22 protein-coding genes and 1 pseudogene are annotated in these 23,975 nt (G+C 44.9%); 17 read left to right on the forward strand and 6 right to left on the reverse strand.

Going from position 1 to position 23,975, the window contains the following annotated elements:
* Positions 1-20 precede the first annotated feature (20 nt).
* A pseudogene (locus L876_RS20810) lies at positions 21-2,512 on the forward strand (glycoside hydrolase family 15 protein).
* Positions 2,513-2,571: 59 nt separating this feature from the next.
* On the opposite strand, the gene L876_RS0100295 reads toward L876_RS20810, so the two are convergent.
* From L876_RS0100295 to L876_RS0100305, 3 genes are all read right to left on the reverse strand, one after another.
* Complete coding sequence (locus L876_RS0100295) at positions 2,572-3,528, reverse strand: transporter (protein WP_245687038.1); 957 nt, start codon at positions 3,526-3,528, stop codon at positions 2,572-2,574.
* A 147-nt stretch (positions 3,529-3,675) separates the two neighbouring features.
* Positions 3,676-4,197, reverse strand: a complete 522-nt coding sequence (locus L876_RS0100300; RefSeq protein ID WP_248674425.1) for a GreA/GreB family elongation factor — start codon at positions 4,195-4,197, stop codon at positions 3,676-3,678.
* Positions 4,187-4,555 (reverse strand): hypothetical protein, encoded by a 369-nt coding sequence (locus tag L876_RS0100305; RefSeq protein WP_028761941.1) that lies wholly within the window; start codon positions 4,553-4,555, stop codon positions 4,187-4,189. The genes L876_RS0100300 and L876_RS0100305 overlap by 11 nt, the downstream gene beginning before the upstream one ends.
* Positions 4,556-4,975: 420 nt before the next feature.
* Between L876_RS0100305 and fusA the strand changes: the two genes are divergently transcribed.
* A complete protein-coding gene (gene fusA, locus L876_RS0100310; RefSeq protein ID WP_028761942.1) occupies positions 4,976-7,060 on the forward strand; it encodes an elongation factor G in 2,085 nt (694 codons plus the stop codon).
* 87 nt (positions 7,061-7,147) lie between these two features.
* On the forward strand, positions 7,148-7,774 hold the full coding sequence (locus L876_RS0100315) for a 3'-5' exonuclease (protein WP_028761943.1): 627 nt from the start codon (positions 7,148-7,150) through the stop codon (positions 7,772-7,774).
* Here L876_RS0100315 and L876_RS0100320 read toward each other — a convergent pair.
* Both L876_RS0100320 and L876_RS0100325 read right to left on the reverse strand, forming a co-directional pair.
* Complete coding sequence (locus tag L876_RS0100320) at positions 7,763-8,782, reverse strand: LacI family DNA-binding transcriptional regulator (protein ID WP_028761944.1); 1,020 nt, start codon at positions 8,780-8,782, stop codon at positions 7,763-7,765. The genes L876_RS0100315 and L876_RS0100320 overlap by 12 nt on opposite strands.
* Before the next feature lie 66 nt (positions 8,783-8,848).
* Positions 8,849-9,544 carry a DUF3334 family protein gene (locus L876_RS0100325; RefSeq protein ID WP_028761945.1) on the reverse strand — a complete coding sequence of 232 codons (696 nt, stop codon included), beginning with the start codon at positions 9,542-9,544 and terminating at the stop codon, positions 8,849-8,851.
* A 338-nt stretch (positions 9,545-9,882) separates the two neighbouring features.
* Here L876_RS0100325 and L876_RS0100330 point away from each other — a divergent pair, with 338 nt between their 5' ends.
* From L876_RS0100330 to L876_RS0100395, 14 genes are all read left to right on the forward strand, one after another.
* Positions 9,883-11,520, forward strand: a complete 1,638-nt coding sequence (locus tag L876_RS0100330; RefSeq protein WP_028761946.1) for a methyl-accepting chemotaxis protein — start codon at positions 9,883-9,885, stop codon at positions 11,518-11,520.
* 111 nt (positions 11,521-11,631) lie between these two features.
* On the forward strand, positions 11,632-12,027 hold the full coding sequence (locus L876_RS0100335) for an ACT domain-containing protein (protein ID WP_028761947.1): 396 nt from the start codon (positions 11,632-11,634) through the stop codon (positions 12,025-12,027).
* Positions 12,028-12,052: 25 nt separating this feature from the next.
* On the forward strand, positions 12,053-12,310 hold the full coding sequence (locus tag L876_RS0100340) for an HPr family phosphocarrier protein (protein WP_028761948.1): 258 nt from the start codon (positions 12,053-12,055) through the stop codon (positions 12,308-12,310).
* Positions 12,311-12,321: 11 nt separating this feature from the next.
* Positions 12,322-14,031, forward strand: a complete 1,710-nt coding sequence (ptsP, locus tag L876_RS0100345) for a phosphoenolpyruvate--protein phosphotransferase (protein WP_028761949.1) — start codon at positions 12,322-12,324, stop codon at positions 14,029-14,031.
* Positions 14,032-14,095: 64 nt separating this feature from the next.
* On the forward strand, positions 14,096-14,605 hold the full coding sequence (gene crr, locus L876_RS0100350; RefSeq protein ID WP_028761950.1) for a PTS glucose transporter subunit IIA: 510 nt from the start codon (positions 14,096-14,098) through the stop codon (positions 14,603-14,605).
* Positions 14,606-14,799: 194 nt separating this feature from the next.
* Complete coding sequence (locus L876_RS0100355) at positions 14,800-15,141, forward strand: ArsC family reductase (RefSeq protein WP_028761951.1); 342 nt, start codon at positions 14,800-14,802, stop codon at positions 15,139-15,141.
* Positions 15,141-16,271, forward strand: coding sequence for a succinyl-diaminopimelate desuccinylase (gene dapE, locus L876_RS0100360; protein WP_028761952.1), 1,131 nt, complete (start codon positions 15,141-15,143; stop codon positions 16,269-16,271). The genes L876_RS0100355 and dapE overlap by 1 nt, the downstream gene beginning before the upstream one ends.
* Positions 16,265-16,945, forward strand: coding sequence for a M15 family metallopeptidase (locus L876_RS0100365; protein WP_028761953.1), 681 nt, complete (start codon positions 16,265-16,267; stop codon positions 16,943-16,945). Before dapE ends, L876_RS0100365 begins: the two co-directional genes overlap by 7 nt.
* Before the next feature lie 28 nt (positions 16,946-16,973).
* Entirely contained in the window at positions 16,974-17,804 is an 831-nt protein-coding gene (locus L876_RS0100370) for an alpha/beta fold hydrolase (RefSeq protein ID WP_028761954.1), read from the forward strand.
* 170 nt (positions 17,805-17,974) lie between these two features.
* Positions 17,975-18,592, forward strand: coding sequence for a carbonate dehydratase (gene can, locus L876_RS0100375; protein WP_028761955.1), 618 nt, complete (start codon positions 17,975-17,977; stop codon positions 18,590-18,592).
* 194 nt (positions 18,593-18,786) lie between these two features.
* Positions 18,787-19,971 carry an 8-amino-3,8-dideoxy-alpha-D-manno-octulosonate transaminase KdnA gene (gene kdnA, locus L876_RS0100380; protein ID WP_028761956.1) on the forward strand — a complete coding sequence of 395 codons (1,185 nt, stop codon included), beginning with the start codon at positions 18,787-18,789 and terminating at the stop codon, positions 19,969-19,971.
* An 86-nt stretch (positions 19,972-20,057) separates the two neighbouring features.
* Complete coding sequence (kdnB, locus tag L876_RS0100385; protein ID WP_028761957.1) at positions 20,058-21,128, forward strand: 3-deoxy-alpha-D-manno-octulosonate 8-oxidase KdnB; 1,071 nt, start codon at positions 20,058-20,060, stop codon at positions 21,126-21,128.
* 67 nt (positions 21,129-21,195) lie between these two features.
* Complete coding sequence (gene kdsB / locus L876_RS0100390; protein WP_028761958.1) at positions 21,196-21,933, forward strand: 8-amino-3,8-dideoxy-manno-octulosonate cytidylyltransferase KdsB; 738 nt, start codon at positions 21,196-21,198, stop codon at positions 21,931-21,933.
* A 24-nt stretch (positions 21,934-21,957) separates the two neighbouring features.
* On the forward strand, positions 21,958-22,179 hold the full coding sequence (locus L876_RS0100395; protein ID WP_028761959.1) for a DUF2897 family protein: 222 nt from the start codon (positions 21,958-21,960) through the stop codon (positions 22,177-22,179).
* 39 nt (positions 22,180-22,218) lie between these two features.
* Here the strand turns inward: L876_RS0100395 and L876_RS0100400 are convergent, their stop codons facing one another.
* Complete coding sequence (locus L876_RS0100400; protein WP_248674428.1) at positions 22,219-23,586, reverse strand: DUF4397 domain-containing protein; 1,368 nt, start codon at positions 23,584-23,586, stop codon at positions 22,219-22,221.
* Positions 23,587-23,975: the final 389 nt, after the last annotated feature.

The raw sequence follows: 23,975 nt of genomic DNA on the forward strand, positions 1-23,975 counted from the left end.
CATTACAATGGAATAGCCCTATGACTATCAAGCCAACCCTTTTTAGCCGATCGCTTATCGCCATCTCATTGAGCGCCCTGCTCAGTGCTTGTGGTGCGGACTCTAGCACCCAAACCAAAAATGCCACGCCTCCCCTTATTGCACCTGGCGCGCCCGGTGATCTGCCTACTTGGGCGTTTTCTGGCAAAACGGGAATAGGCACCTCATTTGAGCCTTATGTTACGACAACACAGCATGCCGGTGAATACCAAGATAGTGTCGATAACCCAGTTAGCCGGGTCTGGTTTTCGCTCGCCCAAGGCATATTAACCGAAACCATGTTTGGTCTTATCCATAATGCGCAGCTAAAAGAAGCGCAATTTATTGTTACGGGCAATGGCTTTATTGATACAGAAAAAGATAACACTATCACCAGCATCGATTACCTCTACAAAGATGACCAAGGTCGCCCCCTCTCATTAGCCTACAAAGTGGTAAATAAAGATATTGAGGGTAAGTACCAAATAGAGAAGCACTTCTTCACCGATCCCGATCGCGATGCCTTGATGATGAAAGTGATGTTTACCGCGTTTGAATCTGGGATCACCCCATATTTATATCTTAACCCCCACGTGGACAATGCAGGGCAAACGACATTGCCACTGTAAGTCGAGATGGCAGCACCCTACTTGCCTATACCGCTGAAGCGGATTCAAGCGTGATCAGTATTAAAGCCGATACCCCGTTCATTAAAGCCAGTGCCGGCTTTGTTGGACAATCCGATGGACTCACCGATTTGCAGCAAAACGGTGAGATGGATTGGCAATATCAAAGCACCTCAGGTAAGACCGCCCAAATAGGTAATGTTGCCCTCACAGCACAACTGCCGACACTGGATGTCAGCACCGACGGTAAGACGAGTTTGACCTCAACTTTTGTTATTGGCTTTGGTAAAGATCAAGCCAGTAGCATCGCCACCACCCAAGCGACTTTAGCCAGTGGCTATAAAAAGGTTTTGGCAGCCTATAACGGTGAGGGGGACAATTTAGGCTGGCAAGACTATTTAGCTTCACTTGACGCACTACCCAGCATGACAGCGAATACCACCGATGGCGGTAAGCTGCTGTATGCCAGTGCTTTGGTTCTTAAAGCGCAAGAAGACAAAACCCATGCGGGGGCATTGATTGCGTCCTTGTCCAACCCTTGGGGTGATACTGTGTCAGCCGTTAACGGGAGTACAGGCTATAAGGCCGTGTGGCCGCGTGACTTTTACCAATGCGCTATGGCCTTTCTCGCCATGGGCGATACTCAAACCCCAAAAGTTGCGTTTGAGTACCTAAAGAAAGTCCAAGTGTCATCACAAACCCCTGGCTACCAAGGTGTGCCTGGGTGGTTTTTACAAAAGACTCATGTCGACGGCGAAATTGAGTGGGTAGGCGTGCAGCTTGATCAAACCGCAATGCCTATCATGCTTGGCTGGAAGCTTTGGCAGGCAGGCGTTTTAACTGATAGCGAAATCAGCCACTGGTATAAAACCATGTTGAAACCTGCTGCCGAATTTTTAGTGACCGGAGGTGATGTTAAGCTAGATTGGAACAACACTCACATAACCCCACTAAAAACCCAACAGGAACGCTGGGAAGAGCAACAAGGCTACTCTCCGTCCACCACGGCAGCGGTCGTCGCAGGTCTGGTGGCCGCCAGCGAGATTGCCACACAAAGTAACGACACAGCAGCAGCCGCCCAATATTTGCAAACAGCCAAACAGATGGCCGCAAAAATCGATGACTTAATGGTCACAACCCAAGGGAGATTAACCGAGACAGATGCCAATGACTCGCCTGCAATAGCGCCCTACTTTCTTCGTCTTGCGCCAACTGGTCAACCAAATAGCAATGTTAAGTTGGCCGACAACAATGGCCGGATGGGTTTAGACCAGCGCTTGATCCTCGATGGTGGCTTCTTAGAACTCGTCAGATATGGAGTTCGCAGTGCTAATGACAGCACAGTTAAGCAGACGCTGGCCCTTATCGACAACACTAACTTGGATGATAATCTCAGAGTAAAATATCAATTTACCACCCAAGATAACCAACAGATCCCAGGCTTTAGACGTTATGGCAATGATGGCTATGGCGAAGATGTGCACACGGGCGCGAGTTATGCTGAGAAAGGCAGCAACACCCCAGGTCAACGAGGTCGTGTATGGCCCTTCTTTACTGGCGAACGTGGTCACTTTGAATTGGCAAATGCACTTATCGACAACAGCTTAAGCCAAGAACGTCACCAGCAGCTGCTCAATCGCTATGTAAAAGGGATCGAGTATTTTGCCAATGAGGGGCTGATGCTGCCAGAACAAGCATGGGACGGTGTGGGCAATCCAACACGATTTAACTATCAGATGGGGCAAGGCACAAACTCGGCAACGCCTCTTGCCTGGACTCATGCCGAGTACGTTAAACTTGTGCGCTCAATGACGGATAAAGCAGTATGGGATGCTTATCCAATTGTAACCGAGGCGCTTAAACGGTAATTAACACTCAGTGAATCACTTCGCCCAAATAAAAAGCCAGTCTCTCGACTGGCTTTTTGTTAAAAATGATAGAGCCAATAAGCGCCAAAGGACTCAAAATCATTGCCATAACGGGTGATCACCCCAGTACTGTAGTTGAGTTTTATACTATGATGAGCTGCCAAGGGAAAAGAGTAAGTCACACCAAAACGAGAGTTGTTTTGATCATCCCCTGAATCAACGCCATTTTTGGTGGTTTCGCCACCAATAAAATAGTTACTATTGAGAGATAGCCAATGACCTCGCCCCAAGGTGTAAATGAGATGGCCTTGAAAGTTATATTGTGGAGCTTGGCTCAACGTCCCACGCTTTAAATACTCATCGTTGTCACCATACAGGCGCACCGACAACATTAAATTATAATACCAGCGCCCTAACTTTTGCGACATACCGACACCAGGTCGAATCGTCCAACGGTTGGTTCCAGCGTTGAGTAATCTATCGGGATCATAGCTGCCCAATGGCGGGGCAACCTCTAAGCTGGTACCGATGACAATGTCTTGGTTCCAATTAGCAAAAGATTTAGCGGTTAGAGCAGGCGCGCCAAAAAAATTCCATGTCAGTTTAATGATCGGATCGGTATAGCCACATCGGTCAGCCTCAATGCGCTCACCATTCAGGTTCGCACTGCCTTCAAAGCAACTGCGAGCAACAGCCATATCAAACTTTGCACTACTTCCCGCCAAAGCAAACGTTCTGGCATACCCAATTGCAACACTGTCTATGGACAACTGTGCATCTTCAATCGCCGATCCTGGCGACGGTGCCACTTCGCCATCAGAATGAAGGTATCCAAGGGCTAAAAAATTGGTATCAATGGGGATATTGGTATAACTACGCGGCTCAAGATCTTGAGCCAATGTAGTTTTACTTCCAAGTGCGATAAATACCATTGCAGCGGCGTAGGGTAGCTTCCTCCACCTGTTACCAGACGATTTGGGCTGACTGCCCACAAGCACGCTAAAATTCGATTGCATTAAAAACTCGTTATCCGCATCTATCGTTAACCTTTATTAAGACGTTAATTTAACGCGTAGTCCATGTTAATCAAGTGAAAACTGATAAATCGACTGATAGCAAGGTTAAATTATATCGTTGATAAGTCCTGGTTAAGCTACGCAGTACTAGAAGACTTGAATTATCTCATAGGTCTTTATCGTATCGGCGATGCTTATCGTGACAACATCATTCATTAGGGCGCCAATTAGTGCTGCGCCTAGTGGCGATACAGGGGTGATAACCATGATCTCGACATCAGTCCCCACGTTGCTCGTTACACTAAAGCGCACACCGCCTCCACTTGGGCCAATAAATAAGGTTTGCTCAACATCCTTTTCATCAAGGATCACCACTACGGCACTTAACGCGATAGCCGTGTTCACATCAAACTCTCTTAACGTCAGCTCACTAAATGCTTGCTGTGACCGTGCAAACTCTTCCACCCGTTGCGTTTGACCATGGGCCAAGTACGATGCTTCTAAACTAAAGGTTTCATACTTACTTCTAGCAACGGTTTCGCTATGGGTCGCCGTTTCACGAGCTTGATTAGCCGCCCTCATAGCCGCCAACTTCATCGTATTTAGCCGCGCAACCAAAGCTTCTCGTATATCAGACTTGTCCATCTGCAACACTAACTTAATTGCCACTATTAATCGCGATTAAACGCTTAATGAATCCTGTTAATGCGTCAGCATCGTTAAACTTAAACGCCAAACCGTAGTGGATACCGTTGAGACTCTTTTGCACACGTTTTGGAAAGCGGGTCATTTCGCTATTATGAAAATAGCCCTCTTTATGAACAACGCCCTCTATAGAACAAAGATCGGCTAGAAACACCTCGTAGGCAGGCCTTATTACAACTTGACACTCTTTATCTGCTCCATGTAGATAAAACGGTTCTTTGAATGCCGGTAACATATATTCGGTGATCTTTTTAATGGTGAAGTTAGTTCGACACGCTAATGAACTGAGTACTACCATGCTTTCGCTGTGAGTTATAGACACTTATTTACTCCATGTGTGACTAAACGGCAGACGGTAAGATCACCGCCTAAAAACTATCGACCGCGACAATAACAAAAAAGTTAACTGAGCGCTTGCTTCCTTACGGTATAAAACCCGTTTAATCGTTAGGCTAGTCCATAAAACCGAATAAAAGCACATAATAAAACTATCAGTCATGACAAACGCAACCCTATAAACAAAATGATATAAACAAAATCCCACTTTAATAACACAGTACACAAATCGTTCAAGACCACGATTATCAAGGCTTTGGAGCAAGTTGTTTTTCTATTACGACATAAAAAATCTGCGGTTAATGGCCAATTTTGAATGATTTTAATAAAAATCTATAAAACAATTCTAAAAGTATTGATATACTTCCCCCCGAATTTTAGAACGTAACTCCAATAGAGTAGAAAAATGACTGATTTATCAAAGTACAGAAACATTGGTATCTTCGCTCACGTTGATGCGGGTAAGACCACCACAACAGAGCGTATCCTTAAGCTAACCGGTAAAATTCATAAGATCGGTGAAGTTCATGATGGTGAATCTACAACTGACTTCATGGAACAGGAAGCTGAGCGTGGTATTACCATTCAGTCTGCTGCTGTAAGTTGCTTCTGGAACGATCACCGTTTTAACGTTATCGACACCCCTGGCCACGTTGACTTCACTGTTGAAGTTTATCGTTCTCTGAAAGTTCTTGATGGTGGTGTTGGTGTATTCTGTGGTTCTGGTGGTGTTGAGCCACAATCAGAAACCAACTGGCGTTATGCGAACGAATCTGAAGTTGCTCGTATCATCTTCGTAAACAAGTTAGACCGTATGGGTGCTGACTTCCTACGCGTTGTAAAGCAAACTAAAGACGTTCTAGCTGCCGTTCCACTAGTAATGGTTCTTCCTATCGGTATCGAAGATGAGTTCACAGGTGTTGTTGACCTACTAACTCGTAAAGCTTGGATATGGGACGAGACTGGTGAAGCTGAAAACTACAAGATCGAAGATGTTCCAGCTGACATGGTTGACCTAGTAGAAGAATACCGTGAAATGCTAATCGAAACTGCTGTAGAGCAAGACGATGACCTAATGGAATCTTACATGGAAGGCGAAGAGCCATCTATCGAAGAGATCAACCGTTGCATCCGTAAAGGTACTCGTGATCTAGCATTCTTCCCTACATACTGTGGTTCTGCGTTCAAGAACAAAGGTATGCAGCTGCTACTAAACGCTGTTGTAGATTACCTACCAGCTCCAGACGAAGTTGATCCACAGCCACTTACCGACGAAGAAGGTAACGAGACTGGCGAACACGCTATCGTGTCTGCAGACGAGCCACTAAAAGCGCTTGCATTCAAGATTATGGATGACCGTTTTGGTGCCCTAACTTTCGTACGTATCTACTCTGGTCGCATTAAGAAGGGTGACACCATCCTTAACTCTGCTACAGGTAAAACTGAGCGTGTTGGCCGTATGGTTGAGATGCAAGCAGATGAGCGTAACGAATTAGATTCAGCTCAAGCTGGTGACATTATCGCTATCGTTGGTATGAAGAACGTGCAAACGGGTCACACTCTGTGTGATGTTAAACATCCTTGTACTCTTGAAGCTATGGTATTCCCAGAGCCAGTAATTTCTATCGCTGTTGCGCCAAAAGATAAAGGCGGCAGCGAGAAGATGGGTATCGCTATCGGTAAAATGATTGCTGAAGATCCATCATTCCGCGTAGAAACTGACGAAGATTCAGGCGAAACCATCCTTAAAGGTATGGGTGAGCTTCACCTAGACATTAAAGTTGACATCCTTAAGCGTACTTACGGTGTTGACCTAGTTGTTGGTGAACCTCAAGTTGCTTACCGTGAAACTATCACTCAAGTTACTGAAGATAGCTACACGCATAAGAAGCAATCAGGTGGTTCTGGTCAATTTGGTAAAATTGATTACGTTATTCGTCCTGGTGAGCAAAACTCAGGCTTCACGTTCAAGTCATCAGTTGTTGGTGGTAACGTACCTAAAGAATTCTGGCCTGCAGTCGAGAAAGGCTTCGCGAGCATGATGAATACTGGTACTGTTGCTGGTTTCCCTGTACTTGACGTTGAACTAGAATTGACTGATGGTGCTTTCCACGCAGTGGATTCATCAGCAATTGCGTTCGAAATCGCAGCGAAAGGCGCTTTCCGTCAATCTATGCCAAAAGCGGGTGCACAACTTCTTGAACCTATCATGAATGTTGACGTATTCAGCCCAGATGACAACGTTGGTGACGTAATTGGTGACCTTAACCGTCGTCGCGGTATGATCAAAGATCAAAACGCTGGTGTAACAGGTGTTCGTATCAAGGCTGACGTACCGCTTTCAGAAATGTTCGGTTATATCGGTTCACTACGTACAATGACATCTGGTCGTGGTCAGTTCTCTATGGAATTCGCTCACTACAGCCCATGTCCAAACAGTGTTTCTGAGAAAGTAATCGCTGAAGTTAAAGAAAGAAACGCGAAGAAGTAATATTACTTTTAAGTAAACTTTCTAAACTCAAAACCCTAACGGTGCAAATCGTTAGGGTTTTTGTTTGAGTGAATGTAAAAGGAGGTATTGTCAGTGTCCCATGCAGATACCGTGATCGTATTGGATTTCGAAACCACTGGCCTCTCCCCTCAGCAAGGGGATAGAGCAATTGAAATTGGTGCAGTAAAACTTGAAAATGGCATCATCACAGATAGATTCCAACAACTGATGAATCCAGGCTTTCGGGTCACAAGCTTCATAGAACAATACACAGGCATCAGTAATGAGATGCTAAGCCAAGCACCCAGTTGCAAAACGGTGATGGCTGACTTTTCGGATTTCATTGGCAATAGTAGCTTAGTGGCTCACAACGCAAGTTTTGATCAACGTTTCCTTATCGCAGAACTGAACCGCCTACATCGCCCATTTAACACCTCATTTGCTTGTTCGATGTTAATTGCACGTAGAGTCTTTCCAGAAGCTGCAAATCATCAGCTTGGCACGTTAGTTGCACACACTAATATTGAACATGATGGTGTATTTCACCGAGCGCTCGCCGATGCTGAGATGACCGCCCAACTCTGGTTAAAACTCTTACAAAAACTACAGCAACAATGGCCTGCACTAACGGTTAGCTTTGAGCTGATGCAGCAATTACAACAGCAGCCCAAAGGGGCATTAGATAGGTTTATAAAAAGGCAGTTAGCCACATGATTGGCGTTCAATGAGACTGGTGGGAATGAGTTGGTTGCTTACCTCTTTCCCTTTAATCAACTTAAGTAAACTGTCTACCAAAATTTCACCGGCTAATTTTGTATTTTGCTTTATCGTAGTGAGACCTGGATTAGCAAAGCTTGCCACAGGAATATCATCGAAGCCCACGACAGCAACATCTTCAGGCACTCTTAACCCTTGCTGTTTTAGTGCTCTCATAGCGCCGATAGCGATTAGATCACTGGCGGCGAAAACCGCATCGAATGGCAACTTTTGTTCAAGTAGTTTCATGGCGCCGTCGTAGCCGGAACTTTCGGTACTAATGGCATCGACTTGTAACTGTTTGTGGCTGCTGATCCCTGCCCGCTTTAGCGCTTGTTTATGGCCTAAATAACGCGCTTGAAATTCTGGGCTATGACTTGATGCATCTCCAATAAATGCTAGCTGTCGACGCCCTTTAGCAATCAAGTGCTGTGTAGCGATGACGCCGCCTTGATGATTATCACACCCTATTGATAATACCGCTTGTTTATTTTGTGCTGGGCCCCAAATGACAAAATGGGTATTTTGTTCACGCAGTTTGTCGAGCTTCTCCTCATAATCCATATAGTCGCCATAGCCCAATAATATGATTCCGTCAGCCTTATTACTGTCCTCATAATCGGCATGCCAGTCACTACTGAGTTGCTGGAAAGATACAAGTAAATCATAACCTTGCTGCGCAGTCGCACGGGTAATAGACCCTAGCATGGAAAGGAAAAATGGATTAATTAAGGAGTCATCATTGGTGGGGTCTTCACACAGAAGTAATGCCAAGGTGAGGCTACTCTGTGTGCGTAAATTACTGGCATTTTTATCAACTTTATAATTTAGTTCTTTAGCAATAGCTTGAACTTTCAGTCGGGTCTCTTCATTGACCAAAGGGCTATTTCTTAAGGCCCGCGAGACAGTGGATTGAGATACGCCCGCCCGGTAGGCGATATCAATCGAGGTCGCTTTTGTTGTCATAGTTATTGGCTACCTTTCACACTAAAATTGTTGGCCAGTGATTACTGGCCAACGATTATTACCCAGTTATATGCCCAGCTCCTTAAGCAGATCATCAGCTTCATCAACAACAACTGTGCCATTAATCGCTTGTGACCAAGTTGTAGACCCAGCGCCACTACCATGTTGCGCTAACAATGCATCGGGATCATGTTCTTCATCATTTTCAAAATGGGCGAGTTTAATAAATTCCGTTTTATCCATAGCAAACTCTAAATAGAAGATGTGATTCCTTGCCGTCTTAAAGGCCACACGTCTGGCTACCGCTTCATCTAAATTCGTATCAATCGAAATGGTAAGTTCTTTATTGATGGTCAACATTTTAGGCTGACTCTGATTGATTGAAGTCTGTAGCTCTTTATTTACCTTAACAATAAAATCACCCAAGATCTGATTCATCAATTCTCCCATTACATCCCCGACTTCATCGGACGTATGAGAAAATGCAAATTCTGCTTCTGGCATTCCCATTTGTGTCATATAGGCTTGGTAAATTTCAACTGCAGCAGGGGCGGAAAAGTTGATAACAACTAAGCCAGAAAAGCCGCCATCGAATATTGAAAAACAACCTAAATCGGGCTTAAGACAGGTCTTGGTAATACTCTGAACCATGGCTGCATGGGATACCTGACTCGCAGTTGTGCTAGACAGCACATGAGAAACAGAGTGGCAAAGTTTTAATAAAATATCATCTGAGGTGATCACTTGAGATGTCATAGTCATGTTACAAACCAAAAAGAGTTAATGATTCATTTTGCGCTGAAACTGCGTAGAAATCAAAGCAAAAACAGCAGATTAGTTTGCGGAAACCCTACTTTTGGCTAATTGTTTTCATAAGTAATTGAATCGACGTCATTTACAAGCCAGCCGCCTCAATTTTGCTCACATAAATTTAACAAAGCATGCTGCGAGGCATCATTCTTTATACTGATAAAAAACATAGCGTGAGCTAGTTCTACTTTTAGATAATTATCAGCCAATTAAGTCGATATTCGTTCAATTCATATGACAGTCCCTGTATATTAATTTTGTTAAGAATCTAAGCTTAGGCAGGGCTAAAAATGCTATCCATTCTCAGACGCTTTACCATCTTGCAACGACTCATTTTCATGCTATTTCTAGCGGCAGTAGGCACCTTCGTATTTGCCAGCTTCTCGATAAACGAGCAGCGAAATAACCTCATCATTCAAAAATGGCAGCAAAATGACGGCCAGCTTTCTACCCTACTAAGTATCATTGATGCACATAGACAGCAGGCATTAGACGGCGAGATCTCAATCGAGCAAGCAAAAGTTGAAGCGGCGGCGCTTGTTGGTAAGGTGCAGCACGGTAACGGCCACTATTTTGTGTTATTTGATAGCCAACAGCAGATCCTTGCTCATGGCGCACAGAAACAACGGATAGGTGATAGTGCAAGTAGCTTAGATGGCCGTCAAAGTAGCGCTTCATACCGTCAACTTATTGATGAAGCGCAAAAAAATGGTGTTGCTAAAAAGAAGTTTGGACTGTACAACCCACAAACTAATGGCTCAGACCTCGCCTTAGTCGAAGCTCGCTCCTACCCAGCGTGGGGATGGACACTGACAACCGCCGCATATATGAGCGACATTAACAGCACCACTTGGAGTGTAATGTATAACTACCTCGGGATTATGCTGCTAATCTCGGTACCCATCTTTGCCTTCTTTATCGTTCTCAATCACTCAATCAGCTCACCCCTTAGTCAAGCAATCGATGCAATGAAAGATATCGCCGAAGGTGAAGGCGACCTCACCAAGCGGCTCCCTACTAAAGGCAATGATGAAGTGGTTCAATTGGCCATCGCATTTAACAGCTTTGTCGGCAAGATTAACCAGCTAGTTGCCGACCTTCAACCCGTTGGAGCCAGCTTAAATCAAGATGCGCAACGATTATTCAATGCCGTTGGCGAGTCTAACGCTAGCGTTGATCATCTGCACCAAGAGACCAGCAGCGTTGCCACCGCCATTAACCAAATGCTGGCCACCACTCATGAAATGGCCAGTAGTACTCAACAAGCAGCTGACGCTGCAAACAGCGTTAAGCAACAAGCTCAAGACAGCAAGACACAGATGGATGGCACAGTTCTCAACACACAAAAGCTCGTTAAAGAGCTAAAAACAGCTGAAACCATTACCCAAAACCTTGGTGTTTCATCCGATCAAATTGGCAGTATTTTAGATGTTATTCGTGGTATAGCGGATCAAACTAACCTGCTGGCGCTGAATGCAGCCATTGAAGCTGCAAGAGCTGGTGCCCATGGACGCGGATTTGCAGTGGTTGCAGATGAAGTTCGCGCGCTCGCCAACCGGACTCAAGACTCAACCAATGAGATTCAAAAAATCATCACAGACATCCAAAATGGAGTGTCTAGCGTGATGAGCAGCAACAATGACACCCAAAAACAATCAGAACAGCTTCAATCTCAGGCACAAGATGTGGGTGAATCCCTAAACTCTATATTAGATTTGATTGCACATATCAGTGACATGAGTACTCAACTGGCCAGTGCCACCGAAGAGCAATCCTTAGTAACCGAAGAGATCAACCGCAACGTTTGCAGTATCACCGAATTATCGGAAGTATCAGTTAAGGCTAATGAGAGTAACCAGTTAGCAGCAGAATCACTTCAAGAGATCAGTAATACCAGCACTAAAATATTGAGTCAGTTTAAAGTCTAGTCAGCAGTTTTTTCCTAAAAAAGGAGCGCACTAAGCCGCTCCTTTTTTATTGTAAAATTGTGATAAGCTTGTCTTTACTGAATAAATAGTCTTATTGAGATTTGAACAATCATGGCCAGAATGACCCTAGCAGTTCACCCTCAGCTATATAGTATCCACAGCTTTAGCCCGCAAAGCACTATAGATCCACAAGTGTTTAACCAACCTATGTTTTTCATCGGCAAAACCAAGGATGAACTATCAATTGTTGTCCCAGCAGAGCTGGCTCTCGATAGCCTAGAAGAGGAAAGCGATTGGCGCTGTTTTGAAGTCGTTGGCCCGTTAGGATTTTCAATGACAGGCATTTTAGCTAGCGTATCGGCAGCATTAGCCAATGCAAAGATTAGTATTTTCGCAATATCAACATTTGACACCGACTATGTGCTCGTTAAAAAGGATACGCTTGAACGTGCCATTCAAGCCCTTAAAAAAACTAACTATCAGATCATTCATTATCCTGCCGAATGAGTTCATTGCGTAAGAGACATATTATATGGTAGAAAAAACAGTCACTATTACAGCCGAACACGGCATTCATACTCGTCCTGCGGCCCTGCTTGTTAAAGCGGCAAAAGGCTATGATTGTGATATTTTAGTTGAATGCCAAGGAAAGATAGCCAGTGCCAAAAGTTTATTTAAACTCCAAACTCTCGGTCTGTATAAAGGTGTTTCGGTCACAGTAAGCGCTGAGGGTGAACAAGCTCACCAAGCGGTAGAAAATGTTGCTGAATTACTCATAACCCTCAGTTAAAAGGTTAACGGATGATCATTAAAGGAATAGCGGTTTCTTCGGGCATAGCATTTGGTCAAGCTAAAGTGCTCAAACCCAGTCATGCTAAACTCGATTATCATCTGATCCCACACACTCAGTTACACCAAGAGCAGCAGCGATTAACCGCAGCATTAGACGCTCTAATAAAACAGATAGTACTCAGTGCTGAACACCTAGATAAGGCAAGCGAGCACCATCAGCTTATCGATGCCGATCTGATGTTTTTGGAAGATGAAGAGCTACAACTTGAACTCAATCAGACAATCGCTAATCAGCAATTTTCTGCAGCGTTAGCGGTAGAGCACACCTTCGCCAAACAAGCACAAATCCTAAAAGATATGGACTCGCCCTATCTCGCTTGTCGAGCCGATGATGTCATCTGTTTAGGTCAACGTTTAATCAGCACCATACTTAACGGCCACTGCACGTCTCACAGCCAACTCCCTGAAAATTGTATCTTATTTACTAAAGATATTACCCCTGCAGAATTTGCAATCTTGCCGCTAGAACGGATCAATGCCATTGTGTTGCAGACGGGTGGGGTAACTAGCCACACTGCGATTTTAGCCCGCAGCGCCGAAATTCCAACCCTGATGAACTGTAATGTGGAATTTGATGAACTGGTTGATGGAGCCCAGGTTGCTGTCGATGCGATCGGTGGCGCGTTATACCTCTCCCCTACATCGGCAGACCATCAACACTTATCTCAACTCAAGCAGCAAGCCTTAATACGAAAAGCCGGACTAACAAAGTTTCGCGATCAAGTGACCCAAACGGCAGATGGTCACAGTGTGGCTCTGCTAGCAAATGTTGGTTGTATTAGCGAAATCAACCACCTTGCCGATGTGGGGGCAGAAGGGGTTGGCCTATTTCGCACTGAATTCATGTTTATGCACAGTGCCGAGTTACCCGATGAACAGACACAATATCAGCGCTATTGTGACGCGGTGCAGCTTCTTGATGGTAAACCATTAACGATACGGACCATGGATCTTGGCGCCGATAAAGAAGTGCCTGCGTTAACTATGGCGCATGAGGAAAACCCAGCCTTAGGTATCAGAGGCGTGCGCTATACCTTAACTCATACACTACTGTTTAACGCACAACTTAAAGCCATTTTACGTGCGGCGAACCACGGACCCATTCGCTTGATGTTCCCTATGGTGAATCAAGTCGAAGAGCTTGAAGCGGTATTTGAGTTAATCGAGGAGTGTAAACAGCAGCTTGTTGAGGATGAAAGAGGCTTTGGCGAACTGTCATTAGGCATAGTCGTCGAAACCCCCGCAGCCGTGTTTAACCTCCCCTCAATGGTCCCTATGCTGGACTTCATCAGTATAGGGACCAATGATTTAACCCAATACACCATGGCAGCAGATCGAGCTAATCCACAATTAGTCGAGCAGTTTCCAGTGTTATCGCCGGTCATCGTAAAGCTTATTGCGCAGTGTATTGAAGCGGCGAAGACGGCAAACGTAACGGTATCTATGTGTGGCGAGCTCGCCAGTAATCCTGCCGCTACAGCACTATTAATTGGTTTAGGCATCGATGAACTGAGTGTTAGTCTCTCGGCCCTGTTGGAAGTTAAGCAGGAACTCAGTCACTGGCGATACCCACAATGTGTCAACATCGCCAAACAAGCATTAGTGACATCGCGCATAGAAGAGTTAAATGTCTTGCTAACACACTGTCGTTTATCATAATTATTAAGTATGCTAGCAAAAAACAATAAAATGATCACAAGCGTATCATCAAAGGGGCAATTCAATGGGATTTTTTAGCCGTATTAGGCGTTTGATATCGGGTCAGCCACCAGTGAGTGGCGGCATAGATGTATATGCGCCAGCATCAGGAGAGATAGTAGCCATAGAGAAAGTACCTGATGTTGTATTTGCCGAAAAAATTGTCGGTGACGGGATTGCGATCGCCCCAAAAGGGACTCAAATTTTTGCCCCGGTCGATGGCACCATTGGTAAAATATTTGAAACTAATCATGCTTTCAGTATTGAGTCTCCACAAGGGCTAGAGTTGTTTGTTCACTTCGGTGTAGGCACCGTAGAACTGCGCGGTAATGGTTTCAAACGCCTGGCCGAAGAAGGGCAGCAAGTCAAAGTCGGCGATCCCATTATTGAGTTTGATCTTGAATATCTAAAAAACCACGTAGAAAGCTTACTCACTCCAGTTGTACTGGCCAATATGGAAGATATTAAGAGTATTGATAAGCGTCATGGTTCAATTGAAGCTGGCAAAGATATCATCTTCTCGGTTCAGCTTTAACCGCTAGGGTGCTCTGTGCACGCAGAGCACGACTGCCTCCCCATCAGGCTAGCTTTGCTCATTGTGTGAATTTAATTCATTGAACGACTCCAATCACGTTAGGCACTTGAGCCCTGGCTCACTCAATGCCACAATGCTCAAAATAAAATAAGATCTAGATATTAAAGAGCCATGCTCGGCAAGGAGAAACGGTTTTGACCCTATACGGTATTAAAAATTGCGACACAGTAAAAAAAGCACGTAAATGGCTAGAAGAAAATCAACAAGCTGTCGCTTTTCACGATTTTCGCATCGATGGTCTAAACGAAAGCGACGTTAAATCCTGGGTTGAGACTCTTGGCTGGGAAACGCTATTTAATAAACGTAGCACCAGTTATAGAAACCTAAGTGAGACCGAGAAAACCGATATCGACCAAGATAAAGCAATCAACCTAATGCTCACCTACCCCACACTGATTAAGCGACCTGTATTGGTCCAAGGTGACCGGGTCATTGTTGGCTTTAATGCAGCGCAATATCAGGAGATATTTAGCTAATGACACAAGACGTACTCACATTAGCGCAAGACCTTATCTCCAGGCCTTCTGTCACTCCCCTCGATGAAGGGTGTCAACAGGTAATGTCACAACGTCTGAGCGACATTGGGTTCGACATTGAACCTATGGTATTTGAAGATACCACCAATATGTGGGCTAGACGCGGTAAAGAGGGCCCGCTATTTTGCTTTGCTGGCCATACCGATGTGGTGCCCGTTGGCGACCTTAGCCGCTGGCATACTCCACCTTTTGATCCTGTCGTTATCGACGGGTACCTCCACGGCCGTGGTGCTGCCGATATGAAGGGCTCGTTAGCCGCTATGGTGGTCGCTACAGAACGATTTATTGCTCAGCACCCTGATCACAATGGTTCTATCGCTTTTCTTATCACCAGTGATGAAGAGGGCCCATTTATTAACGGCACCACGCGCGTTATCGACACTTTAGAAGCGCGAAATGAGAAGATCACATGGTCGTTAGTTGGTGAACCATCATCTACCCATAAACTTGGCGATATCGTTAAAAATGGACGACGCGGCAGTTTAACTGGCAACCTAACCATCAAGGGGATTCAAGGTCATGTCGCCTACCCTCACTTAGCCGATAACCCTATCCATAAGGCTGCGCCAGCACTGGATGAGCTGGCAAGAATGAAATGGGACAATGGCAATGAATTTTTTCCGCCAACCAGTTTCCAGATAGCTAACATCAATGGCGGTACTGGCGCATCGAATGTGATCCCTGGTGCATTAGAGGTGATGTTTAATTTTCGCTATTCAACGGAAGTCACCGCAGAAATTTTAATTCAACGCGTACTCAATATTCTCGATGCTCACGGCCTTGATTATGAGATCAGTTGGATCTATAACGGACTACCGTTTCTTACCGACGACGGCCCACTGCTCGATGCAACCAAAGCGGCAATCAAAGAGATCACAGGTAGCGACACCGATCCTCAAACCTCTGGCGGAACCTCCGATGGCCGTTTTATCGCGCCAACGGGCGCACAAGTGATTGAGCTTGGTCCTGTCAATGCGACCATTCACAAGGTCAATGAATGCGTCAAAGTTGACGATATTGAGCAACTCGCATTGGTGTATCAACGCATCTTGGAAAAACTACTTTGCTAACCCCGTTTTCCACCATTTATGGCCTTGATGATCAGCCGCTGGTTGATTATCAAGGTCAAAAAATGGAACACGCTACCGCCGAGCAATTTATCGCCATGCAAGCGGCAGCGACCAAAGATGGTTTTGCCTTGGCAATCTGTTCAAGCTACCGAAGTTTAGATAGGCAGTTGGCTATCTGGAATGCCAAAGCCTGTGGAGAGCGACGGTTACTCGATTGCAACTCCCAACCGCTAGATGCCTCAACGCTCAATGATCAGCAACTTGTCGATGCGATCCTGATCTGGTCGGCACTTCCAGGCACTTCACGTCACCACTGGGGTACTGACATCGACATTTTTGATGCCAACCAGATAACAAAGCGCGACTTACAGCTAGTCAGCCATGAATATCAGGCGGGGGGTCCCTGCTATTCATTATCCAAATGGCTGGCGCGTTACAGTGAAGACTTTGGCTTTTACTTACCCTTCCAAGCAGGTAAGAGTGGCGTAAGCCCTGAGCCTTGGCATTTAAGCTATTTCCCCGTGGCTAATCGTTGCCTCAGCCAGTTTGATAGCAACACTCTTAACGCTATTTTGGCCACCAAACCGATGCAACTTAAAGAGGCTGTGTTACCACGACTTGAGAAATTAGTCGCAGAATATGTATTTAGGGTCGCCCCGTCGCCTTCAAATTAACCTTTATCACTTTTATAGAGTCAGTCACATGGATTTAAATCAATACAGACACACCTTTGATCTTGAAGGCGCATCACTGAGTTACCTCGATATTGGCCAAGGACCAACTCTGTTATTAGGTCATAGCTATCTTTGGGATAGCGCTATGTGGGCACCACAGCTAGATATCTTGAGCCAAGATTACCGCTGTATTGTGCCAGATCTGTGGGCCCATGGTGAGTCTGACCTGCTACCAGCAGATTGCCGCTCTCTTAAGCATCTCGCTGGGCACTATCTGCGCTTAATGGACGCGCTAGATATCGACACATTCTCGGCTTTAGGGCTTTCTGTGGGCGGCATGTGGGGCGCAGAGTTAGCCCTGATGGCACCAAGTCGAGTGCAAACCTTAGTGATGATGGGCTGCTTTATTGGGTTTGAACCAGAAGTCAGCCGCGCAAAGTATTATGAGATGTTAGATGTGATGAAAGCCGCCGGAAAACTGCCGACACCATTGATTGAGCAGATAGCGCCGCTGTTTTTCGCTAATGATGTTGCCACACACCAACCAGCACTCTTTGAGCAATTTAAGCAGCAACTTAACGACATCAGTGCTGAGCGCATCGATTCCTTGTCGCGCCTTGGTCGTATCATCTTTGGTCGACGCGATATCATGGAGGATATCGAATGCTTAACCTTGCCCTGCTTAATCATGACTGGCACTGAAGATAAACCAAGACCCATACTGGAGGGATACTTAATGCACGATGCTATTGATGGCAGTGAATTCATCCACATTCCCAATGCTGGCCATATTTCAACGCTAGAACAGCCCAACTTTGTCAACCAGCATCTGAGTAGTTTTTTCAGCAAGCATCTATAAGATCAGACACCAAGCGCCCTATCCTTGGCGATGTAGTGTGAGATTCTGCATCGCACAAGGAGATAAATTCAAGTTAGAAGCACAGTTTTCTACTGAATAGACCAGCACTGGCGATAATTGCTGTTAGAATGTCGCGGAGAAAAACTTCTTAGTAGACATGATTTTAAAAAATGAAATTATTAAAACCACTGTTTGATAATAATCGCCGCTGGGCTGGACGCATTCTTGAAGAAAATCCTAACTTTTTCCAGCAGCTGGCCCAACAACAAAGCCCTGAGTATTTGTGGATCGGCTGTTCTGACAGTCGAGTGCCTTCCAATCAGATCATTGACCTAATGCCTGGGGAGGTTTTTGTTCACCGAAATATTGCCAATATGGTCATCCATACAGATCTTAACTGCTTGTCTGTGCTCCAATATGCCGCAGAAGTATTGAAGGTCAAGCACATCATGGTTGTTGGACACTACGGCTGCGGCGGTATCAAAGCTGCAATGGGCACTGAACGCCTAGGCCTTATCGATAACTGGCTGGGCCATATTCGAGATATTCGCCGTTTACATGACTCAGAATTAGCCGAACTCGATGAAACAGCACGCTTCGATAGACTCTGTGAGCTAAATGTCATCGAACAAGTAGGTAATGTAGCCAGCACCAACATCGTATTGGATGCATGGGATCGTGGCCATCAGGTTGCCGTACACGGCTGGATCTATAGCGTTGAAAATGGTTTACTCTCTGATCTTGACGTAACCGTCGACAACGATAGCTTTAAAAACCGCCAAGAATAATCCTACTATCGCCCCAGCCCATAAGCAGATCGATATGGGCTATTTCGCACATCGATTAAGCTATCACCACAAAAAGCCACCAATTTAGGTAAATATTCCTTAATAAACATCGCAGTTTTGTCGCTATCCCGTTTATAATTCGCTATGTTTTATTTTTCGCGCGATATGCGCAGCGAACGCTAAGGAAATTTTCCATGCCTGGTTTTGAATTATTTGGTCCTGAAGAGAAGCAGGAAGTTGCAGACGTAATGGAGAACGGGTTTACCTTCCGTTATAACTTTGATCACATGCGTAATGACCGCTGGAAAACGCGTGAGATGGAGCAACTACTTTGCGAAAAGATGAATGTAAAGCACGCTCATCTGTTATCTAGCGGTACAGCGGCATTGCAGACTGCAATGGCTGCAGCCGGGATTGGTGCGGGCGATGAAGTTATTGTGCCGCCATTCACTTTTGTAGCATCAGTTGAAGCCGTATTCATGGCAGGTGCTATCCCTGTGTTTGCTGAAATTGATGAAACCCTTTGCCTATCACCTGAAGGCATTGAAGCCGCAATTACCCCACGTACTAAGGCAATTAATCTAGTGCATATGTGCGGTTCTATGGCAAAAATGGATGAGATCAAAGCCGTCTGTGCAAAGCACAACCTCATCATTCTTGAAGATGCCTGCCAAGCCATCGGCGGTAGCTATAAAGGTCAAGCACTAGGTACTATTGGTGACGTAGGTTGCTACTCATTCGACTCTGTAAAAACCATCACTTGTGGTGAAGGTGGTGCAGTGATCACCAACAATGAGACCATCTATAATCATGCGCATATGTTCTCTGATCATGGTCATGACCACGTTGGAAATGACCGTGGTGCTGAAAGCCACCCTATCATGGGACTAAACTTCCGCATCTCAGAAATGAATTCAGCCATGGGCTTAGCTCAACTACGAAAACTCGATACCATTATCGACATTCAACGTAAAAATAAGAAGATGATCAAAGACGCGATGGCAGACATTGCTGATGTCACCTTCCGTGAAATCCCCGATCCAGAAGGGGATTCAGCTGGCTTCCTTACCTTTATGATGCCAACAGAAGCACGTACGATTGAAATTAACAAAAAATTGGCTGAAAACGGCGTTGATGGCTGCTTCTACTGGTATGTGAACAACTGGCACTACCTGTCAAACTGGAAGCATATTCAAGAACTTAAGGCGCCTGCAGCTCTACCGATCACATTAATTGAAGACAGACCTGACTACACTAAGGTGTCTGTGCCAAAATCGGATGCGATCATGAGCCGCACGATTTCGATGTTAATCAAACTCTCTTGGACTGAGGATGAGATTAAGCAACGCATCGAAAACATTAAGCGTGCATTTGCTTAAATCCAATCTGAATTTCGTATCGCGCTTGAGCTTGCTCAGGCGCGATTGCACTTTTTACAGTAATAGTCTCAATGGAGAGTGTTGTAATGAGTTTTAAAAATTTTAAATGCGTCCCAAAAATGATTTTCGGTCGTGGTTCTTTTGCCCAGCTTGACCAAGTTCTCAGTGAGCAACGTACTGAAGCAGAAGACTTTGTCGTATTTTTGGTTGACGATGTACACCAAACTAAGCCACTTGCAGACCGTGTTCCAGCTAAAGCACATGACCTAGTCATCTACGTCAATGTCGACGATGAACCGACAACTAAACAAGTCGATGCATTGACTGAACAAGTTCAGCACTTTAACAGTAAGTTGCCTGTTAGTATTATCGGTTTAGGTGGCGGTTCGACACTTGATTTGGCCAAAGCCGTGTCACTTATGTTAACCAACCCTGGTGGCTCTGCCATGTATCAGGGCTGGGATCTGATTAAGTTCCCTGCGGTCCATCACATCGGCATCCCAACAGTATCGGGCACTGGTGCTGAAGCATCGCGTACTGCTGTACTGTGTGGACCCGTGCGTAAACTCGGCCTTAACTCTGACTACACAGTGTTCGATCAGATCATCATGGACTCTGAGCTTATCGATGGCGTGCCGACCGATCAGTGGTTCTATACTGGTATGGATTGTTATATCCACTGTGTTGAGTCATTGGAAGGTACTTACCTGAACGAATTTGCAAAAGCCTTTGCAGAGAAATCGATGGACCTTTGCCGTCAAGTCTACCTAGACGATCATCCAGAAAAAGATGACAAGTTAATGATGGCATCATACATGGGCGGTATGAGTATCGCTTACAGTCAAGTCGGTGCCTGTCATGCTGTCTCATATGGTCTAGGCTATGTACTGGGTTACCATCACGGTATAGGTAACTGCCTAGCCTTTGATGTGCTAGAAGAGTTTTACCCAGAAGGCGTCGCAGAATTCCGCAAGATGATGGATAAACACAACATTGTGTTGCCTAAAAACATCTGTAAAGACCTGCCCGATGAGACGATCGCTAAGATGGTTGCAGTAACTAAGAGCATGGGCCCGTTATGGGACAATGTTTACGGTGCTGGCTGGGAAGAGAAAGTGACCGATGAGATGCTAACTAAGCTGTTCCGCCGCATCTAATCGGCATTGTAAGGGCTCAATCAGAGCCCTTTTAATCAAAGTTTTAATTTTTAAATAGGTATATCCAATGAATGTGACTCTGTTAATCCCTGCTCGCTACGGTTCAAGCCGATTTCCAGGCAAGCCCTTAGCACCGATTAACGGCAAGCCAATGATCCAACATGTTTATGAGCGCGCCTCATTAGCAAAAGGATTAACAGCTATCTATGTCGCAACCGATGATGTGCGAATTAAAGATGCCGTAGAGGGTTTTGGTGGCCAAGTTGTAATGACTAGTGCTGAAGCGGCATCCGGTACAGACCGTATTGAAGATGCAATCACCCAGCTCGGACTCAAGGACGATGATCTCGTTATCAATTTACAAGGCGATCAGCCGCTAATTGACCCTATTTCAATTGAGCAGATCATCACTCTCTTTAAACGCCACCCTGGTGAATTTGGTATGGCAACTTTGGGCTTTGAGATCACCGAAGAGTGTGAGCTTAACGATCCTAAACATGTCAAAATGGTGTTTGACAATGAGTTTAATGCACTCTATTTCTCCCGTGCACGTATTCCCTTTGGCCGTGATACCGATGATTACCCTGTGTATAAACACTTAGGTGTATACGCTTATACGCGTGAATTTGTATCGACCTTTGCCAAGCTACCGTTAGGCCGCTTGGAAGACCTTGAAAAACTAGAGCAGTTACGTGCACTTGAACATGGCTACAAAATTAAAGTCGCCATTAGCGCCTTCGACTCCCCAGAAGTCGACACACCTGAAGATATTCGTGTCTGCGAAGCGCGATTAGCCGTCGACTAAACTGTCGAGTACTGGAGAGAGATGATGTCTAACCTAGAAGCCTGGCTCATTATTATTTTGGTATTAGGTGTCATTGCGAGCAACATTGCCGTATTGAAATACAGTGCAAAATTTAAGATGCCACAGTTTGGTAAAGCGCCAACCAAAAAGCCTCAAGCCAAAACCAATGACGATAGTGCTGAGCAGGAAGCTAATAAATCATCTACCTTCTCCAAGTCCCTGGGTCCCAACGACGATAAAAAATAATATGAAAGGCTTACCTCTCAGGTAAGCCTTTTTTGATTGCTACTGAAAACTCGTCACACGATAGCCAAGTGGCTGCGTAATATCGTTAGTGAGTAGCATGGTATAGTCGCCACTCTTATTGATACTGACCGCGTCAGATTGGTAAAGAAGGGTTAAGGTACCATTACTATCACTGTGTACCACACTAATATCATAATCATCTGATGGCAATTCGATCGATACCAACTCAGTAAATTCAACATAACTCAGTTTGTACTCTGCCGTTTCAATGGTTTCATTACTCCGCACAAAATAGACGTCTAAACGGTCATATTTATCGACCAAATTGGCAAAATTAACAGTATGATAAAAAGGAGAAGGCCGTAAATCATGGGTTAAGGTCATGCCTTTAGTTTCACCCTCTTGGGTATCAAAAATCACTAAGGTTTTACTCTCATCCTGATTAAAGGTCACTAGTAAATTATTAGCCAGTAACTGCTCATCAGCAGTTTGAGTAACACTGACCCCATAATCACTGAAATCAATCGACTCAAAAGCACTCAAGGTATTAACGGGTAACTGTGTAAGATTAATCGAAGCTCCCGGGCTAGTTAAGGTCACATCAATCGCTTGCAGGTTACTTAGGCCATTGAAGACTCTAAATTCTGCGTTGGCATTGATATTGGCAAACGCTATCGGTGTTCCCGTTGAATCCACATTGTCGATTGTAATTTTGGGCTCGCCCGGACCAAAACTATTCCTTATCACAAGTTTATATACCGTATTGGTAGTCAGATCCAAAGTCGAGGTCTCAAAAAGTACCTCGGTTTGTCCCGCCGCTGTTAGGTAGAGTCGATACTCTCCCGTGTCGAACATCTGCTCAGTAGAGAAGGCTTTATAACCTAGCGAATCTATCAATGTCGCTGCGGTAATCGACTCGCCCTCTTTACCCAGATAAACATCAAAGGTCTGCGTATCCATCGCAGCGTTAATCACAACGACTTGCATCTTACTGTAATCGTTATCTATATCACTATTAAGTTCATCCATCTCCTCTCTGCGATATGAAATATCGATCAGTTCAGATGCATCATAGTCACCCACCAACATATATAGATGGTTTTCACCATCACTCAAACTCACCGACAACTCATGCAATATCATGTCGTTTCCCGACTCATCTACGCCCGTAACTTGCAACTCGCTGTTGCCCGTAGTGTATGAATAACGGGGAAGAGAATCGGCAAAATTGACCCTAGCATACTCATAGCCATCTAATATCAGTGCCGTGGCGACACTATTGGGGGAACCGTTGTAATACTGAAGGTAGGTTGCACTGTCTGACGTCTCCTCATCAGAGCCACAAGCAGATAATACAGGGATAAGCAGCGAAAGGCTCATTAGTGCAAAAACAGTTTTAAATTTCAAAATAATTTCCTTAACAGGTGAGTGACATTATCACTACTTATGACAAACTTTTTACGTCAATAACTGTCAGTTAAGGTAATCGCTGTTAAAGCTATCCCCAATAAATTTGGCTTTAGCGATTTAATGAAAAGTTATGAAAAACTGTTTCAACAGCCTATAAACTCAAGGGATTTAATGCTAAACCTTTGATTGGGCATTAATGACTAACCATAAGCAATTAACATGTTTAATCCTGCTAACTAGCACTAAACGATGACGTGCAAAGTTGCGTAGATATACCCACAGCTTGGTGTTTGATGTTTGGTGTTTGGTGTTTGGTGTTTGGTGTTTGGTGTTTGGTGTTTGGTGTTTGGTGTTTGGTGTTTGGTGTTTGGTGTTTGGTGTTTGGT

Origin of the sequence: Shewanella colwelliana ATCC 39565 (assembly GCF_000518705.1) — a bacterium.
Taxonomy (GTDB): domain Bacteria; phylum Pseudomonadota; class Gammaproteobacteria; order Enterobacterales; family Shewanellaceae; genus Shewanella; species Shewanella colwelliana.

Coding starts and splice junctions, on each gene's coding strand:
- kdnB (WP_028761957.1), top strand. CDS start 20,058: ATGAGTTTTAAAAATTTTAAATGCGTCCCAAAAATGATTTTCGGTCGT.
- can (WP_028761955.1), top strand. CDS start 17,975: ATGAAATTATTAAAACCACTGTTTGATAATAATCGCCGCTGGGCTGGA.
- ptsP (WP_028761949.1), top strand. CDS start 12,322: ATGATCATTAAAGGAATAGCGGTTTCTTCGGGCATAGCATTTGGTCAA.
- L876_RS0100395 (WP_028761959.1), top strand. CDS start 21,958: ATGTCTAACCTAGAAGCCTGGCTCATTATTATTTTGGTATTAGGTGTC.
- L876_RS0100370 (WP_028761954.1), top strand. CDS start 16,974: ATGGATTTAAATCAATACAGACACACCTTTGATCTTGAAGGCGCATCA.
- L876_RS0100295 (WP_245687038.1), bottom strand. CDS start 3,528: ATGCAATCGAATTTTAGCGTGCTTGTGGGCAGTCAGCCCAAATCGTCT.
- L876_RS0100340 (WP_028761948.1), top strand. CDS start 12,053: ATGGTAGAAAAAACAGTCACTATTACAGCCGAACACGGCATTCATACT.
- L876_RS0100320 (WP_028761944.1), bottom strand. CDS start 8,782: ATGACAACAAAAGCGACCTCGATTGATATCGCCTACCGGGCGGGCGTA.
- fusA (WP_028761942.1), top strand. CDS start 4,976: ATGACTGATTTATCAAAGTACAGAAACATTGGTATCTTCGCTCACGTT.
- crr (WP_028761950.1), top strand. CDS start 14,096: ATGGGATTTTTTAGCCGTATTAGGCGTTTGATATCGGGTCAGCCACCA.
- L876_RS0100330 (WP_028761946.1), top strand. CDS start 9,883: ATGCTATCCATTCTCAGACGCTTTACCATCTTGCAACGACTCATTTTC.
- dapE (WP_028761952.1), top strand. CDS start 15,141: ATGACACAAGACGTACTCACATTAGCGCAAGACCTTATCTCCAGGCCT.
- kdnA (WP_028761956.1), top strand. CDS start 18,787: ATGCCTGGTTTTGAATTATTTGGTCCTGAAGAGAAGCAGGAAGTTGCA.
- kdsB (WP_028761958.1), top strand. CDS start 21,196: ATGAATGTGACTCTGTTAATCCCTGCTCGCTACGGTTCAAGCCGATTT.
- L876_RS0100325 (WP_028761945.1), bottom strand. CDS start 9,544: ATGACTATGACATCTCAAGTGATCACCTCAGATGATATTTTATTAAAA.
- L876_RS0100335 (WP_028761947.1), top strand. CDS start 11,632: ATGGCCAGAATGACCCTAGCAGTTCACCCTCAGCTATATAGTATCCAC.